Origin of the sequence: Hyphomonas johnsonii MHS-2, from assembly GCF_000685275.1 — a bacterium.
Taxonomy (GTDB): Bacteria; Pseudomonadota; Alphaproteobacteria; order Caulobacterales; family Hyphomonadaceae; genus Hyphomonas; species Hyphomonas johnsonii.
Genome location: NZ_ARYK01000011.1, coordinates 24,985 through 40,002, shown reverse-complemented (window position 1 = coordinate 40,002; position 15,018 = coordinate 24,985). Strand labels below are relative to the sequence as shown.

Genomic DNA, 15,018 nt, shown 5'->3' with positions numbered 1-15,018 from the left:
ATGTTGAAAGTCTCGAAGGCATTGCTCCTTGCTCCGGCCTTGCTTGCGACCGGGGCAATCGCAGACTCGGGCCAGACCCTGGATATCCGCCAGCATGAAGCGCCAGCGGTATGCGGTTCGCACGCGCCGCAAATCCAGGTTGACGTCGCGGGCGTAAGGGCTGGAGGGATCCTGACGGTTGAACTGTATGCTCCCAGCGTGCACGATTTTCTCCGGAAGGCATCCAGACTGCACCGTATTCGTGTGCCAGCCACGGACGGCACGCAGACCGTGTGCTTCGATATCAACGCGGCCGGGACCTACGCACTGGCAGCCTACAATGACCTGAACGGTGATCGTGACCTTGCCCGCAAGTGGAACAGGTTGCCGGCCGAACCCTTTGCGCTGTCGAACAACAAGCCATTGGGTTTCGGCATGCCCCGTTTCAAGGATGCTGCTTTCGAGGCCGGTGACGGCTCGACACTGATCCAGATCGAGCTGCAGGAATGACCGACGACACATTGGTCCGGACGAAGCCTTCGACAAACGGCGACATCTCGATCCGCCCGCTGCAAACGACGGCCGACCGAAAGGCGTTCCTCGAGGTCCCCTACGAAGCCTACGGGCATCTTGAGGACTGGCGTGCGCCACTTCGATTCGAGCGGGCGGCGCAGATTGACCCCGCCAAGAACCCGTCGCTTGCGCGCATGGAGCACGTCCTGATGGTCGCGCGCCGAGGCAATGACGTGGTTGGGCGCGTCGCCGCTTTCATCAATCCGGCCCACCTTGAAGTGCACAAGGATGCGACAGGGCACTTTGGTTTTCTGGATACAATTTCGCCAGACGGCGAAGTCGTCGGTGCACTCATGCAGGCCGCCGAAGACTGGCTGCGCTCACGCGGCATGAAGAGAATCGCCGGGCCGTTCAATTTTTCGGTCAATGAGGAATGCGGCTTGCTGGTGGACGGGTTTGACACCCCCCCGGTGATGATGATGCCGCACGGCCGGCCTGACTATGCGCCGGCGCTGGAAGCGTGCCACTACACCAAGGCGATGGACCTGCATGCCTATATGTGCTCGCTTGGCGAGCCCTACCGGGTGCCTGAAAAAATCCGCAAGCTCAAGGAGGCCTTCGGCCGTGATCCCGGCCTCGAAGTGCGCATGCTGAACTCGCAGGACTACAAGGGCGAAATCAATCTCGTTCTCGATATCTTCGACGATGCATGGTCCAACAATTGGGGCTTTGTACCATTCGGCAAAGACGAGATCACGCACCTGGCTAACGAATTGAAGCCGCTGATACGACGCGACGGGCTATGGATCGGCCTGATCGACGGCGAACCGGCCTGTTTCACATTGGTGCTGCCAAACCTGAACGAGGCAACAGAGGGGCTCGATGGCCGGTTGTTGCCCTTCGGCTGGCTGCAATTGCTGCACCGCTTGAACCTGCGGGGCACGCGGACAGCCAGACTGCCGCTTGCCGGCATGCGGCGAAAATTTCACAAGACCCGTCGGGGCATGCTGGCCATGGTCGCGAGCTGTGAGGCGGCCTTTGCAGCGCAGCACGCACGGGGCGTCCGGGAAGTCGAGGCATCGTGGATTCTCGAGACCAACCGGGATCTCATCAAACTTGTCTCGGTCTACGCTGCTCCCCGCTACAAGACTTATCGCATTTACGACAAAGCGTTATGACCGGACCAGAGCGGTTACCGCCTGTCTCAGCGCTCGTCCTCGCTGGCGCACGCGCCAGCGGCGACCCCCTTTGCGTATCCGAACGCGTACCAAGCAAGGCGCTTATCGACATTCAGGGCGAACCCATGCTCGCGAGGGTGCTGCGAGCGCTGACCCTTAGCCGGCGCGTGCGAGAACCGGTTCATGTCTCCGGCCTTGACGATGAATTGCTTCAGCGTGCGAGCGGTGGCCTGCCCGTGAGGGGCGTCATCTCCGTGGAAGGCGGGCCTGCAGCCAGCCTGCTCGGAGCACTTGGCCTGGATGTTCCGATCCCCCTGCTGGTGACAACCTGTGACCACGCCCTCCTGACTCCTCAGATGGTCGATCATTTTCTACGGGAGGCCATTGCAGGCGACGCCGACCTGACGGTGGGTCTGGCAACACGCCAGACGATCGAATCCGTCTATCCACAAACGAAGCGGACCTACCTGTCGCTCGGGGGACCGGAGCTTTCAGGTTGCAACCTGTTTTACATCGCGACCCCTGATGCCTTGCGGGCCGTGCGCTTCTGGCGCGCTGCGGAACAGGACCGCAAACGCCCCTGGCTTATTGCCTGGCGTTTTGGCCCTTTGACGGCGCTGCACATCCTGATTGGTCGTCCAGGGGTGGAGAAGGTGTTCGAGACGGTTTCGAAACGCCTTGGAACAAGGATAAAAGCAGTGCTCCTGCCGTTCGCCGAGGCAGCGATTGATGTCGATTCCACCCGCGACCTGGAACTGGTCCGCGACATCTTCACCCGAGCAAGGTGATGATCGTTGCGCACCGTGAGCCTCAGCCGCTCCTGACTGGATCAGACACGCGATTTCGGCCATGCCGCCTTCAGCACGGACGCGACACGGACAGCATCAGCAAGCCCCGCCGATGCGCCAAGGTCGGGCTGACCGGGCCAACCCGGATCAGGATAGGCCACTCCTTCGAATTCCACCGGTGCATCGTAGCGGGGAAGCACATGGAAATGCACATGCGGATCGACCATCATCAACATCAGGTAATTGATCTTGGCGTAGCCGAACGTCGCAGCGGCAGTCGCCTCGATATCGCCAACGACGTGCGAGAGCTCGACAAAGGCCTCCGGCGGAAGTTCCGAAAAACTGTGCGCCGGGCCATGAGACAGGAGAACCATGGCACCGAGGGTCACTTGCCGGGGGCGCGCCTGGACACTCCAGTGACGGTAGTCTGCGACAAGTGTTCGCATCCCGCCGAAAGTTTCAAATGTCGCGTTTCTGTTCATAAGGACCTCATTCCTTTACAGGGACCAGCGTATCGGTTGACCCTATCACTTCGCAAAGAATTTTGAGGCGTATTTTTAGAATGACAAAACCACATGTCGTGGTCCGCCTGCTTGGTGAGACTTCCGTGAGGCTCTGGGGCCTTGATCTGGCCGAATGGCAGCGCCGGTCGTGGACCAAGGTCGGCGCTGCCAAGGTCGGCACGCAGGACGGCCGGTTGCTGACGGGCATGGAGTGGGTGTTGTCACCTGCCCTGCAGCGTACGTTGCTGGCAACCCCTGGCGCTGCCCTGCTCGTCGAGGATGGCTCCGGTTCCGGTCAGCGCCTTGCCGCCCTTCACCTGCCCGACGAGGTTGAGGCCGACCGTTTCGCCGGCCTGGTCGGGCAAACCATTGCCGACCCGGAGACCTTGCGCGCCGCTGGCCTGACCCCAGGCAACGTCAATGACTTTGCAGACCCCTATGACAAAGCCCTCCGCAAGCGAGAAGCCCCCTACGCGCTATCCCTGCAGGAAACACCGCCCCACAAGGTCGAGCGCGTCCTCTTCAAGGGATCGTATAAAGGGGTTACGGACCTCGTTACCAAATATGCTTGGCCAATCCCCGCCTTTCACGCCACGCGTCTCGCCGCCCGGCTGCACCTGTCACCCAACATGGTCACGACGGCCAGCCTCGGCTTTGTCTGTCTTGCGTTCTGGTTTTTCTGGATAGGCGCATGGCTCCCTGGCATCTTGGCCGCATGGAGCATGACGTTCCTTGATACGGTTGACGGCAAGCTTGCCCGCACCACCATGACCTATTCACGCTGGGGCAACATCTACGATCACGGCATCGACCTGATCCATCCACCCTTCTGGTACTGGGCAATATTTCACGGGCTCATGCAGGCACCCGGCGGCCCCTCCGACGGGCTCCTTTTCATGTCACTGGGTGCGATTCTTGTCGGGTACGTCCTGAACCGCCTCGAAGAAGGATTCTTCATGCGGTATTTCGGCTTTCACATTCATGTGTGGCGTCCGATCGATTCACGCGCGCGCGTCATTACCGCGCGGCGCAACCCGAACATGCTTATCTTCATGCTGGCTGTCCTGGTTGGCCAGCCCGGCTGGGGATTTGTGGCAATTGCCGTCTGGACGATCCTCTGCCTCGTTTTTCATGGTGTCCGGTTGTTCCAGGCGCTCGCACAACCGGACAAACCGGTCGTCTGGATGGAGAGTTAGCCATCATGCCCGGAACGGCCATTTTCGATCTCGATAAAACGATCACGCGCGCACCAACGTGGACGCGGTTCGTCTTCTTTGTGAACCGTGCGCGGGTCCCGTTCCTGCTACGCCTGCCGTGGCTGATCGGACATGGCATCGCACACAAGATGGGCCTCGCCAGCCGCGACTCGGTCAAGGCCCACAGCTTGCGAACACTTGCCTGGCTCGACCGTGACGCATTGGAGGAGGCTGCCGACACGTTCATCGCACGCGAAGTCGCGCAGGGGCTGCACCCCGGTGCTGTCGCCGCGATAAAGTGGCATGCCCGACGCGGTGACCGCCTCGTCATTGCGACCGCCGCAGTAGACCTTCTGGCAGACCGGCTTGCGGCAGCGCTCGGCTTCGACCAGGTCATCGCGACCCGCCTTGACTGGACCACGGGCGGTAAGGTTCGTCCCCCAAGACTGGCCGGTCTCAATTGCTATGGCACCGAAAAATTGCGCCGGATTGACGACTGCCGATTTCATGGCCCGGTCTTCGCCTATAGCGATCATGTTTCCGATCTCGCCATGCTGGCTCAGGCCGACCACGGGATTGCGGTCAACCCCTCCCGCGGCTTACGCCGCGCCGCGCCAGGCCATCAGGTCAGGGTGGTGGACTATCGGATTGCGAGCGGTTATCCGCACACAAGTGGCACATCGGAGGTTGCATGAAAGCCATCATATTGAGCGCCGGCCGCGGCTCGCGCCTTCTGCCACTGACTGAAAGTATGCCGAAGTGCATGCTGCCCGTTAAAAACACCACCCTGCTTGGTTGCCAGCTGGATACACTGGAAAGAGCTGGCATACGGCAGGCCACCGTCGTGACGGGATTCCTGCCGGGCCTCGTCGAGGCTGAGCTTGCCGGACGCAGCGGCCCGCTAAAGGCCTCTGCATTCTTCAATCCGTTCTTCCAGGTTGCCGACAACCTTGCGACCTGCTGGATGGTCCGCGAGCAAATGAACGAGGATTTCCTGCTGATAAATGGAGACACCCTGTTTGAAGTCGCCCTCCTGCAGGATGTCCTGTCGAGCCCGGCCCGGCCCATTCAGGTAACCATCGACCGCAAGGCATCCTATGATTCCGATGACATGAAAGTGACTCTGGAAGGTACGCACCTGAAGGCCATCGGCAAGTCATTGGGTCAGTCCGTCAGCCATGCAGAGTCGATCGGCCTCTTGAGATTCATGGGGTCCGGTCCGGGCTTGTTCCGTGCCAAGCTCGAGCAGATGATGCGCACTCAGGATGGCGTCTCCGCGTGGTTCCTCAAGGCGATTGATGCCATTGCCCGCACGACGGGAGAGGTGGAGACATTCTCCATTCAGGGCCGTGCCTGGGCGGAAGTCGACACGGTCGAGGATTTTAAGGCGCTCGAATCCCTATCCTTTTGACGGACATCATCTGCCCCGCTGCTTACACCCTGCAATTCACCGCTGTAGGCAGTATAGGCTGCCTAATGGTCAATATCCGAACTAACGAGGTCACGGCGGGAAGTACCTGCTGCGGGCAACGTTTCGCCAGCACGTGCTGCAGGCCTGTTGAAGTGCATTCTCGCGCCAGGGCCGCATCGCAAGCCGGAAGCAACTTCGGTCTGAACAGGAGGCAGGACTCCCTAAAAGACGTTCATACCAAGGCCCGCTCTTGAACATCAGTATCGACCGAATGATCTCCGGGCCAAGTACGGGGGCCTGCCCTCAGATGAACGTCTCGTGCCAAACCGTCGCCCCCAGACAATTGACCCCACGCCTTTGCGATCAGAGTACGCGGCATATCCCAGAACCGGGCAGACTGGGTGCGCTTCACCGATCGCCAGAACAACAAGGCAGGCCGACGCCTTGGTACTTCCTGCCCTGGCAGCTGGTTACACGCAGGAAAATCCCGATAACCGTCGCACGGGCGCCTTCAAAGGGAGCCGAACTGAGGCGCCCCTCTCTCGCATTTGGCCTCGGAAGTTGGCGGGGAACCCAATTCACTACGCCACAGCTTTGCTCGCAGTCATCCAACTCCCCTAACGATCTACGTCCGATTTCCGCTCGCGCATCACAATGATGTAGATATACCCCATGAGCGCTGAAGATTGCTTGCCTCTGAGCAAAGGGAATGGAGGCAGCATCTGCCCATTGCCAACCTGTCTTCGATAATCGCGAGCCTTTTGTGCCATGCCGTCAGCGGGCCGCAGCACGGCGCGTAGCGCAGGATCAAGTCCTGTCACTCTCAGCGAAATGGTCGCTCCCATGCCAAGAAATTTACTGGATTTCGCGCCCGTTCCCCGACGGAACATCTTGCTACAAAAATTAGAACGCATTCTAATTCGTTCGAGAAGCAGGAAAGCTGGGGAAGAAAACTCATGGCAGTCGAAGGCCTTACACAAGTGCGAAAATCGATTCTCCCGTCTGAAGGAGACACCTGGAACGAAATTGCGAAACGCGAACTCCCCGGTTTGGCTGAGGATGAAGCGGTGGCAAAACTGCAAAGCTGGAACCTGCATGTCTTCATGCGCGCTGCTGCCGGCATGGGCCACGCCGGCTCAGCGAACCCGATCCTTCCCAGCGACGTGATCTTCGTCGAGCCGCCGTTGGCGAGTTGATGAGTGGCGCCGTCATCAGTCGCGTCCAGCTGGCTGCCACGCATGATGGCGAGGCTGGACTGATGGTGACGATCCGGTTCGAGAATGGTGGGGAGACGCCCGTCGCGCTGGACGAACATGCCGTTCGGATCCTGCTGGAATCGTGCCGTGCAGAACACCCCGATCAGTTGGTCGGGCGAGGATGGGGACACGTGCGTGACGCGCTCGAAGCGTCCTCGAACAGATTCATGAATTCAAACGACCAGTGAGAGAAGGATACGGCAATGCATGATCTTGTCATCAGAAACGGAAATGTCGTCGATGGTTCGGGAGCACCTGCATACAAGGCAGATGTAGCCGTAAAGGGAAACCGGATCGTCGAGATCGGCGAGATAACCGGTGCGGCGCGCGAAGAGATCGACGCTACGGACAAAGTGGTCACGCCAGGCTTTATTGACCCCCACACCCACTTTGACGCCCAATTGCTGTGGGACGGCTGCGCCAAGCCTGCGCTCTCGCACGGTGTAACAACCATCGTTTCGGGCAACTGCTCCTTGTCGCTCGCCCCCCTCAAGGCCAAGCATCGCATGAAACTGGTGGGCATGTTCAACCAGATCGAAGAAATGCCGCTGAAGGCCTTCGAAGAAGGCGTCGTATGGGACTGGGAAACGTTCAGCGAATACATAACGCGCATCCGCAAGGATCTTGCCATAAACGTGGCGCCGCTGGTCGGCCACAGTGTGATCCGTCTTTGGGTCATGAATGACGCCGCCATGGAGCGCACCGCGACGGACGCGGAAATCGCGGGCATGCAGGCTGTCTTGCGCCAATGTCTTGAAGCGGGCGCTGTCGGCCTGTCGACAAGCTATGTCGACATGGATGAGCGCCTGCAGCCTGTGCCCAGTCGCTTTGCGGATGCCCGGGAAATCGATGCGCTTGCCAGTGTGCTCGGTGAATTTGGCCGCGTGCTGCAGATCGTACCGGAATTCTATGATGCCGACCTGACGATTGCACGCCTCGACCAGCTCGCCGAAACATCGCTGAAGCACAATATTCCGACCACCTTCTCACCTGTCTTTCTGAACGCAGACAACGTCGATGCCGTGGCGCGGGTCATGAAGCGTGTGGATGAACAGTTTGCGCGGGGTGCACGCGTTTGGCCCCAGGTTCAAACCCGGCCGATCGATATCAGTTTCAGCTTCGCCGTTCCCAGCCTGTTGTTCATCCGCTTTCCGTCCTGGTATCACATCATGCGGTTTGGCACGCCTGACGACATCATGGCAGCCTTCGCCGACAAGGATAATCGCAAGAAGCTGATTGAGGAAGCAGCAGCCCTTGCACCACTCTGGCCGAACCTGGTTTTCCGTCACGGAAAAACGGATGCGAACCAGAAATATATCGGTCAAACGTTGGCAGAGATTGCCGAGCAGCGTGGGACAACGCCGGTTGAAGCGATGATTGACCTGTCACTGGAAGAAGACCTGGACGCCCACTTCCTGGCATCCGGCATGGGGCACAATGACTCCGCCGCTGTCGGTGGCCTTCTCAATCACCCCCACGTCCATATTGGCGCAAGCGATGGCGGCGCGCACATCCTGTCTTTCTCGACCTATGGCGATACAGGGTATCTCTTCTCCCACTTTGTCCGTGACCTGAAGGCAATGAGCCTCGAATCGGCTGTGAAGAAGATCACGTCCGATACAGCGGCGATCTGGGGGATCCCGGAGCGCGGCCTCCTGCAGCCTGGCTATGTGGCGGACATTACCGTTTTTGATCCCGCCACCGTAAAGCGCGGCGAAGAGAAATTCGTCAACGACGTGCCCGGGGACGGATATCGCTATGTTCGCGATTCTCACGGCATCGAGACGGTGATCGTTAGCGGCGCCATCGCCTGGACGAAGCAAGGCGGATACAAGGACGCGTGTGGTGAAGTCCTTCCCGGACCTGAAGCCAAAACGGTTGCGGCATGAGCTGGCCGGGCGTGTCCCAGCGGCGAATTGGGACCAACGGGATAGAGCTGAATATCGCCGAGGCTGGCGAAGGCCCGCTCGTCTTGCTGCTCCATGGATTTCCGGAGTCCTGGTATTCGTGGCGGCACCAGTTCAGACCTCTGGCCGACGCGGGGTATCACGTCGTTGCCCCCGACATGCGCGGCTATGGGAAGAGCGACAAGCCTGCCGAGATCGAGGCATATAATCAGGTCGAGGTGGTCAACGACATTATCGGCCTCGTTCCGGCGCTTGGAAAGGAATCGGCCGTAGTGATCGGGCATGACTGGGGTGCTCCCACGGCCTGGGCGACCGCACTGAACCATCCTGATGTAGTGCGGGCCGTCGGGGCTTTGTCCGTTCCGTTCATGCCACGCTCGCTTGTGCCGCCGATGGCGCTCATGCGCGAGATGTTCAAGGGACAATTCTTCTACCAGCTCTACTTTTTCGAGCCTGGCGTGGCCGAAGCGGAGTTCGAAGCCGATATTCGCCTCGCCTTGAAGAAGTTCCTTGTCATGGCGGGCGGCGAAACAGATTTGACCGCCCTGCCCGTGAAAACGGAGGATGATGACATGTTCTCCGGTTTGCCCGATCCGGTGACGCTCCCGGCCTGGGTGACGGAGGCAGACCTCGATTTCTACGAAGGCGAATTCCGACGCTCCGGTATGCGCGGGCCATTGAACTACTATCGCAACCACGACCTGACCTGGGAGTTGACAAAAGACGCGCCGCAAACTGTCTCCCAACCGGCGTTCTTTGTTGCGGGTGGCAATGATGGCGTCGTGATGATGGCAGAAGAAGCGATCAAGATCATGCCGCACTTCGTTACCGACCTGCGCATCAACAAGCTGATCCCGAAAATTGGCCACTGGACCCAGCAGGAAGCGCCTGAAGCGGTCAACGACACCATCCTTTCCTTCCTGCGAGAGATCGACGGATGAACGAAACAGTCATCATCGTTGGCGCAGGCATCGGTGGTCTCTGTACGGCGCTTACCCTGGCGCAGACGGGCCGGAGCATCACCATTCTGGAACGTGATGCCCCACCCCCGAGCGACGATCCTGATACGGTGTTCGAGGAATGGCGCCATACGGGCGTAGGACAATTGCGCCAGAGCCATGCCTTCCTGGCCCGGCTCAGGACAATGCTCACGCGAGATCACCCGCGGCTTCTCGAAGACCTGCTTAATTTGGGTGTCAGGGAAATTCCATTTGAATCAATGCTCACGCAAGCGCAGCTGGAATCTTACCAGCCCGTTCCGAACGATGCCGAACTGACCATCATCACAAGCCGGCGAACGACGCTCGAACTCGCCATGCGCCGCTATGTCGAGGCACTCCCGAACGTTGCAATCAAGTCGGGTTTCCTGGTGCGCCGACTTGTCACCAAGAAGGCCGAAGACGGCATCGTCGATGTGCTGGGCGTTTCCGGCAAGTTCGACGACGACGACGAAACGCTGGTAGCTGACATTGTCGTGGATTCCTCTGGCAAAAGCGGCTTCCTGATCGACCAGATCAAGGAAGAGTGCATCCATTTCAAGGAAGAACAGGAATCCTCGGGGATTCTCTATTTCACACGGCACTACCGCCTCAAGCCTGGCATGGAGGAGCCGCCAAGGCTCGGCAATCCGCCTGCCACAGGCGATCTGGGATTCCTGAAGTTCGGCGTGTTTCCGGGAGACAATGGATGCTTCTCGATCACCATTGCTGTTCCGGAAGTGGAGATGGAACTTCGCAAGGCCATCCTGGACCCGGACCTTTTCCACAATCTTACCCTTCTGATGCCGGGACTGGCACCCTGGACAAATGCCGAGCGGTCAGTGCCGGTCGGGCGCGTGCACGGCATGGGGGATCTCATCAGCCGGTGGCGCGATGTCGTTGTCGACAACAAGCCCGCTACGCGAGGATACTTCGCGTTGGGCGATACCCTGATCCGGACAAACCCGCTTTACGGGCGCGGTTGTTCCTTCGCAGCAGCGAGTGCCCAATTGCTCAGGAAAGCGCTGGCGGAGTCCACGGATCCCGCGGCGCGCGCCCTGACTTATCACAAGCTTCTGCACGCTGAATTGCGGCCCTACTACATCAACCAGCGCACACAGGATCGCGGGGCAATCAAACGCGCCCGCCAGGCGCTCACCCCCGGCTATCGCAAGCGTTTCCGGTCAAAACTGATTGAAAGCTTCTTCGAGGATGGCGTTGCGATCGCGGTGCGCAATGACATTGACCTGTTGCGTGATGCGATGCGTGGATTCCACATGCTCGAACATCCGAACAAATGGCTTGGCAGCCCCCGTAATCTGACCAAGGTCATCTACTACTGGCTGCGGGGAAAAAAACGCAATGCGGCAGCCTATCCGCCCAAGCCGGGCCCTGAGCGGACGGAGATGATGAAGGCGTTGTCATTGAACTTCCAGGCGGATATCGACCGCATCGCGCAAGGGGCGTGAAGCAGAGTGGTTGAGTCCGGCATCATGGTGACCGCTGCACCTGGCAAGCGGGAGCGGGCGAAAGCGGAGCGCAGGTCACGCATTGTCCGTGCGGCGCGCGATCTGATCCGGGAGACCGGCGACACAGATCTTTCGATGCGCATGATCGCCAAACGGGCGGACGTTAGCTTGGCAACGCCCTACAACCTGTTCGGCTCCAAGCATGCGGTGGTCTTGGCCGTGTTCGAGGACGAGCGCGATTTCGCGGAGCGGTTCAGCAAGCTCAAAGCCGACAATGCGCTTGAACGCCTGTTCGATGCACACGCGCTCGCGACCAGCTATTTCACGGAAGATCCGGATTTCTACCGGCCGCTCTGGAAGGCGCTTCTGGATGTTCAGGGCGCCAAAGATACAGGGCTCGCAACCCCAGAACGTCTGGAGCGTAACAGCCAGGCGTGGGAGGCTCTGATTTCTGATGCCCAGCAGGAGGGCCTGCTGGCACCTGCCTACCCGGCTGATACCCTTGAGAGAATGCTGTCATTATTTGCAAACGGTGTAATGCTCTCATGGTCAATGGGCGCACTCGCAACTGACAAGCTCCTGCCAACCGCAGCTCTTGGTTATGCTCTTGTCCTGCGCGGCGCTGCAACGCCGAGAGGCATGAAAATTCTTGCAAACAAGATTCAGGCCTTCCAGTCGATACTGTAGGAATCTGAAGCTTGCTGGCAGGGGAACGAAGCAGCTTAAATACATTGGCCTCAGCGACGAAGTAACGACGTTCATCGGTGAACGTCACAGCCAATGCTCTCGGACTGAGGTCTGGCCGCGCAAGGTCATGTCCAGCGAGGCGTTTCGGACATGGACCAATGAGGGACTCGAACGCCCACCCCTCTGATTGGGAAGACCATTAGCGGGAGGCCCTTCATGACAATTTCGTCTATATGCAGCGCTTTGGTGTGCATTTTGAAACCGTGGGAAGCTGGAACAATCCGGAAGACATGCGGTTGCGCACCCGTGAGCCATTCTGTTTGACGCCACAACTCAATCGACGTTGTAATGTTAAACACGCAACTCTCTAGGAATTTACACTTTCTAGGGCACGAGGCGGTGCCTAGCCGTCCAGGACGATAGGAATTGACCCGCCCCTTACAGATGGGCCGCACGGGATCATAGTCCGCTGGATCCCTACTAGGGGCATGCCGTCATCTTGATGGCGCTGCACTTTTTGCGGTGCGAAAGCCAATGTGATTTGTCGGAAGTCCCGCTTCCTGACCTTGCCTGGCAGGCGGGCGATACCGCGCGCAGAAGTTCGGAGCGCAGAGGAATGAGCCGCCCTTGATGGCGAGTACCGGTTCGCCCTGTTGTGCGATTCCGGCGCCATATGGCGTGCTCGTCCACTCCCAAACATTCCCGATCATGTCGTAGAGTCCCCAAGGCGTGGGCGCGAAGCATCCAACAGGCGCCCGCAGTTCAAATCCGTCATCGGCAGTATTCGTGATCGGGAAGAGCCCCTGCCAGGTGTTGGCCCGCCGGGAGCCTTTCGAGTCGGCCTCATCGCCCCATGCGTAACGTGTCGCCGCGCGGCCTGAACGGGCCGCGTACTCCCATTCAGCTTCGCTCGGCAGGCGCCGGCCTTTCCAGGCCGCGTAGGCAGATGCATCAGAATAGGCGACCTGTACGACAGGATAGTTCGCTTTCCCGCGAATATCGCTACCGGGCCCTTCCGGATGACGCCAGTTTGCACCGGGAACATAGCGCCACCACGTCTGCGTCGGCGTGTCAGGTTGAGTGAACACAACAGCCCCCGGCAGGAAGAACTCACGTGGCGCACCTCTGGGAACTCTGGCCGGATCTGGCTTTCGCTCAGCTACGGTCGTATAGCCTGTCGCGCCCACAAATTCGGAAAACTCAGCATTGGTCACCTCCGTTGCGTCCAGGGAAAACGCTGCAACTTCCGTTGCACGCACCGGAGCTTCTTCCGGATAGGTATCTTGCGAACCCATCAGGAAATCACCAGACGGGACGTCTACTGTCTGGACGCCAGGCGCAGCCGGGCAGCTTGGCTCGGTGCGCGCTGGCGCTGTCTCACCAGCAGGCGCGCGATCACAGCCTACCAGAGTGAAGACGGTAACTGCCGCCCACACCGCGGCCTGCGCCAGGATCGGGCGCGATGTGTGGCCGGTCATTTCCTGTGTCCCGAGACGGTCAGCACAAACGACACGCCTCAACCTCCATCTGTTTCAATTTTCCAATACCTCGAGTGCGATGGCCTTTGCCCATCCATAGTCACCCTTGCCATTGTCCGCCCGGCGAATGTCTGCAACTTCAATCACTTTCCGAGGCGTTTTGTATCCTGCGATACGCTGGCGGACGAACGCGTCAACGGCATCGGTATCGACACACATGCCGGGCGCGGGTGACACAACCGCAACCACCTTTTCCCCGAACCGCTTATCCGGCACCCCAACAACCAGGGCGTCCCAGATTGAGTCATGCCCCTTGAGGGCCTCCTCGACTTCCTCGGGAAACACTTTTTCACCGCCTGTGTTGATGCAGTTCGAACCGCGCCCCAACAGGATCAAGGTGCCGTCCGCAGCGACCTTTGCAAAGTCACCTGAAAACGCGTAGCGCTGACCGCCAACCTCCCGAAATGTTCGGGCGCTCTTTTCAGGATCCTTGTAGTATTCGACCGGCACGAAGCCACCATTGGCGATCATTCCGATTTCATCCGAACCTGGAGTGACATCCAAATCCCTTTCGTTGAACACTCGGGTCGTGCGATTGAACGCAAACTGCGCGGTTTGCCCTGGCGGCGATTGCCTCGAGACAATTGAAGCCCCCATGCTTCCCTCGGTCGAACCTATGGCATCGCGGATCTGGACATCTGCGTAGGCGAGCAACCCCATTTTGACTTCGGATGAAAACATGACCCCCGACGATCCAATCGACCTCAGAGCGGATACGTCGTATGGACGGCCTTGCTCGTCGGCCTCCTGGAGCGCTGCGAGCAGCGGCCGCGCAAAGGCATCTCCGACAATCGCGATTGCGCTCACCCGGTGACGCTCAATGAAAGACCAGACAGCATGCGGATCGAACACTTCACTGTCCAGAGTCGCCACTGCACCGCCAAGAAAATGCGCCCGAAATGCACCGATCCACATACCCGTCGCATGCATGAGTGGACAGACCGGCATCGATACGGGCCCCTCCCCGCTGGCTGCCAGTTGCCGGACCCGCTCAATCAGCACCTCAGGCGTCACTGGCGTGTCGGGGCCAAGCAGTGTTCCCAATAGACCCGTGATCAGGCCCTTATGTTCATAGACGACCCCCTTCGGCATGCCGGTCGTCCCGCCTGTATACAACATGTAACGATCCGTCTCATCGTAGCGCAGACGATCCAGGCGCTCATGGCGGGAGACGAGCTGCTCGTACGGCTCCGCGTCTGGCAGGCCCAGGCCCGGCGCATCGCCGATCACGACCTTTAGCTTCAGCCGCGGGATATCATCCTGTATCGCCGCCAGCCTCGCGGCAAATCCTGCATCAAAGAAGACAGCTTCAACATCAGCATTGCAGAACAAGTATCTGAGTTCATCTTCGACATACCGGTAGTTCACATTGACCGGCACAGCCCGCGCCTTGAAGACAGCAAACTGGGCTTCGAGAAATTCACTGGAATTCCGGGCATAAATGGCAACTTTTGCACCAGGTTCCAGACCGGACGAAACAAGCGCCTTTGCGAGCCGCGAGGCGCGGTCTTCATAGGCTCGCCAGCTTCGGACCCGATGATCGGAAACAAGCGCGGGGTGGTCGGGCACGAGGGCGGTAACCGTCTCCAGTACGTCAGCGAAATGCCATTTCATGA

15 protein-coding genes are annotated in these 15,018 nt (G+C 59.4%); 12 read left to right on the top strand and 3 right to left on the bottom strand.

Annotated features, from left to right (window positions below):
- Genes HJO_RS16205 through HJO_RS18255 form a run of 3 tightly spaced genes read left to right on the top strand, consistent with a single transcriptional unit; the run spans position 1 to position 2,458 of the window.
- The gene (locus HJO_RS16205; protein ID WP_084142149.1) at positions 1 to 489 is read left to right on the top strand and encodes a DUF2141 domain-containing protein; all 489 of its coding nucleotides are present in this window, start codon (positions 1 to 3) and stop codon (positions 487 to 489) included.
- A complete protein-coding gene (locus HJO_RS16200; protein WP_051618724.1) occupies positions 486 to 1,670 on the top strand; it encodes a hypothetical protein in 1,185 nt (394 codons plus the stop codon). Before HJO_RS16205 ends, HJO_RS16200 begins: the two co-directional genes overlap by 4 nt.
- A complete protein-coding gene (locus HJO_RS18255) occupies positions 1,667 to 2,458 on the top strand; it encodes a nucleotidyltransferase family protein (protein WP_035619078.1) in 792 nt (263 codons plus the stop codon). The genes HJO_RS16200 and HJO_RS18255 overlap by 4 nt, the downstream gene beginning before the upstream one ends.
- A gap of 41 nt (positions 2,459 to 2,499) precedes the next feature.
- On the opposite strand, the gene HJO_RS16190 is transcribed toward HJO_RS18255, so the two are convergent.
- The gene (locus HJO_RS16190) at positions 2,500 to 2,904 is read right to left on the bottom strand and encodes an HIT family protein (RefSeq protein ID WP_241764773.1); all 405 of its coding nucleotides are present in this window, start codon (positions 2,902 to 2,904) and stop codon (positions 2,500 to 2,502) included.
- Positions 2,905 to 3,020: 116 nt separating this feature from the next.
- Between HJO_RS16190 and HJO_RS16185 the strand changes: the two genes are divergently transcribed.
- The 9 genes from HJO_RS16185 (at position 3,021) to HJO_RS16140 (ending at position 11,864) form a co-directional block, all read left to right on the top strand.
- Positions 3,021 to 4,157, top strand: coding sequence for a CDP-alcohol phosphatidyltransferase family protein (locus HJO_RS16185; RefSeq protein ID WP_035619074.1), 1,137 nt, complete (start codon positions 3,021 to 3,023; stop codon positions 4,155 to 4,157).
- A 5-nt stretch (positions 4,158 to 4,162) separates the two neighbouring features.
- Complete coding sequence (locus HJO_RS16180; RefSeq protein ID WP_051618721.1) at positions 4,163 to 4,852, top strand: HAD family hydrolase; 690 nt, start codon at positions 4,163 to 4,165, stop codon at positions 4,850 to 4,852.
- Positions 4,849 to 5,568: a phosphocholine cytidylyltransferase family protein gene (locus HJO_RS16175; protein WP_035619072.1), complete on the top strand. Its 720-nt coding sequence runs from the start codon at positions 4,849 to 4,851 to the stop codon at positions 5,566 to 5,568. Before HJO_RS16180 ends, HJO_RS16175 begins: the two co-directional genes overlap by 4 nt.
- Before the next feature lie 956 nt (positions 5,569 to 6,524).
- Positions 6,525 to 6,764: a hypothetical protein gene (locus HJO_RS16165; protein WP_035619070.1), complete on the top strand. Its 240-nt coding sequence runs from the start codon at positions 6,525 to 6,527 to the stop codon at positions 6,762 to 6,764.
- Positions 6,764 to 7,012, top strand: coding sequence for a hypothetical protein (locus HJO_RS16160; RefSeq protein ID WP_035619069.1), 249 nt, complete (start codon positions 6,764 to 6,766; stop codon positions 7,010 to 7,012). The genes HJO_RS16165 and HJO_RS16160 overlap by 1 nt, the downstream gene beginning before the upstream one ends.
- Before the next feature lie 15 nt (positions 7,013 to 7,027).
- Positions 7,028 to 8,713, top strand: coding sequence for an N-acyl-D-amino-acid deacylase family protein (locus tag HJO_RS16155; RefSeq protein ID WP_035619068.1), 1,686 nt, complete (start codon positions 7,028 to 7,030; stop codon positions 8,711 to 8,713).
- The gene (locus HJO_RS16150; RefSeq protein WP_035619065.1) at positions 8,710 to 9,672 is read left to right on the top strand and encodes an alpha/beta fold hydrolase; all 963 of its coding nucleotides are present in this window, start codon (positions 8,710 to 8,712) and stop codon (positions 9,670 to 9,672) included. Before HJO_RS16155 ends, HJO_RS16150 begins: the two co-directional genes overlap by 4 nt.
- A complete protein-coding gene (locus tag HJO_RS16145) occupies positions 9,669 to 11,177 on the top strand; it encodes an NAD(P)/FAD-dependent oxidoreductase (RefSeq protein ID WP_035619063.1) in 1,509 nt (502 codons plus the stop codon). The genes HJO_RS16150 and HJO_RS16145 overlap by 4 nt, the downstream gene beginning before the upstream one ends.
- A 24-nt stretch (positions 11,178 to 11,201) precedes the next feature.
- Positions 11,202 to 11,864 carry a TetR/AcrR family transcriptional regulator gene (locus HJO_RS16140; RefSeq protein WP_035619154.1) on the top strand — a complete coding sequence of 221 codons (663 nt, stop codon included), beginning with the start codon at positions 11,202 to 11,204 and terminating at the stop codon, positions 11,862 to 11,864.
- 494 nt (positions 11,865 to 12,358) lie between these two features.
- On the opposite strand, the gene HJO_RS16135 is transcribed toward HJO_RS16140, so the two are convergent.
- Together HJO_RS16135 and HJO_RS16130 are read right to left on the bottom strand one after the other, a co-directional pair.
- Complete coding sequence (locus tag HJO_RS16135) at positions 12,359 to 13,342, bottom strand: formylglycine-generating enzyme family protein (protein WP_084142147.1); 984 nt, start codon at positions 13,340 to 13,342, stop codon at positions 12,359 to 12,361.
- A gap of 54 nt (positions 13,343 to 13,396) precedes the next feature.
- Entirely contained in the window at positions 13,397 to 15,016 is a 1,620-nt protein-coding gene (locus HJO_RS16130) for an AMP-binding protein (RefSeq protein WP_035619060.1), read from the bottom strand.
- Between the last annotated feature and the right edge of the window lie 2 nt (positions 15,017 to 15,018).

What these genes read in the sequence shown, in the direction of transcription:
- HJO_RS16190 (WP_241764773.1), bottom strand. Translation starts at nt 2,904, where the DNA reads ATGCGAACACTTGTCGCAGACTACCGTCACTGGAGTGTCCAGGCGCGC.
- HJO_RS16180 (WP_051618721.1), top strand. Translation starts at nt 4,163, where the DNA reads ATGCCCGGAACGGCCATTTTCGATCTCGATAAAACGATCACGCGCGCA.
- HJO_RS16200 (WP_051618724.1), top strand. Translation starts at nt 486, where the DNA reads ATGACCGACGACACATTGGTCCGGACGAAGCCTTCGACAAACGGCGAC.
- HJO_RS16140 (WP_035619154.1), top strand. Translation starts at nt 11,202, where the DNA reads ATGGTGACCGCTGCACCTGGCAAGCGGGAGCGGGCGAAAGCGGAGCGC.
- HJO_RS16185 (WP_035619074.1), top strand. Translation starts at nt 3,021, where the DNA reads ATGACAAAACCACATGTCGTGGTCCGCCTGCTTGGTGAGACTTCCGTG.
- HJO_RS16205 (WP_084142149.1), top strand. Translation starts at nt 1, where the DNA reads ATGTTGAAAGTCTCGAAGGCATTGCTCCTTGCTCCGGCCTTGCTTGCG.
- HJO_RS16175 (WP_035619072.1), top strand. Translation starts at nt 4,849, where the DNA reads ATGAAAGCCATCATATTGAGCGCCGGCCGCGGCTCGCGCCTTCTGCCA.
- HJO_RS16145 (WP_035619063.1), top strand. Translation starts at nt 9,669, where the DNA reads ATGAACGAAACAGTCATCATCGTTGGCGCAGGCATCGGTGGTCTCTGT.
- HJO_RS16165 (WP_035619070.1), top strand. Translation starts at nt 6,525, where the DNA reads ATGGCAGTCGAAGGCCTTACACAAGTGCGAAAATCGATTCTCCCGTCT.
- HJO_RS18255 (WP_035619078.1), top strand. Translation starts at nt 1,667, where the DNA reads ATGACCGGACCAGAGCGGTTACCGCCTGTCTCAGCGCTCGTCCTCGCT.
- HJO_RS16155 (WP_035619068.1), top strand. Translation starts at nt 7,028, where the DNA reads ATGCATGATCTTGTCATCAGAAACGGAAATGTCGTCGATGGTTCGGGA.
- HJO_RS16130 (WP_035619060.1), bottom strand. Translation starts at nt 15,016, where the DNA reads ATGAAATGGCATTTCGCTGACGTACTGGAGACGGTTACCGCCCTCGTG.
- HJO_RS16160 (WP_035619069.1), top strand. Translation starts at nt 6,764, where the DNA reads ATGAGTGGCGCCGTCATCAGTCGCGTCCAGCTGGCTGCCACGCATGAT.
- HJO_RS16150 (WP_035619065.1), top strand. Translation starts at nt 8,710, where the DNA reads ATGAGCTGGCCGGGCGTGTCCCAGCGGCGAATTGGGACCAACGGGATA.
- HJO_RS16135 (WP_084142147.1), bottom strand. Translation starts at nt 13,342, where the DNA reads ATGACCGGCCACACATCGCGCCCGATCCTGGCGCAGGCCGCGGTGTGG.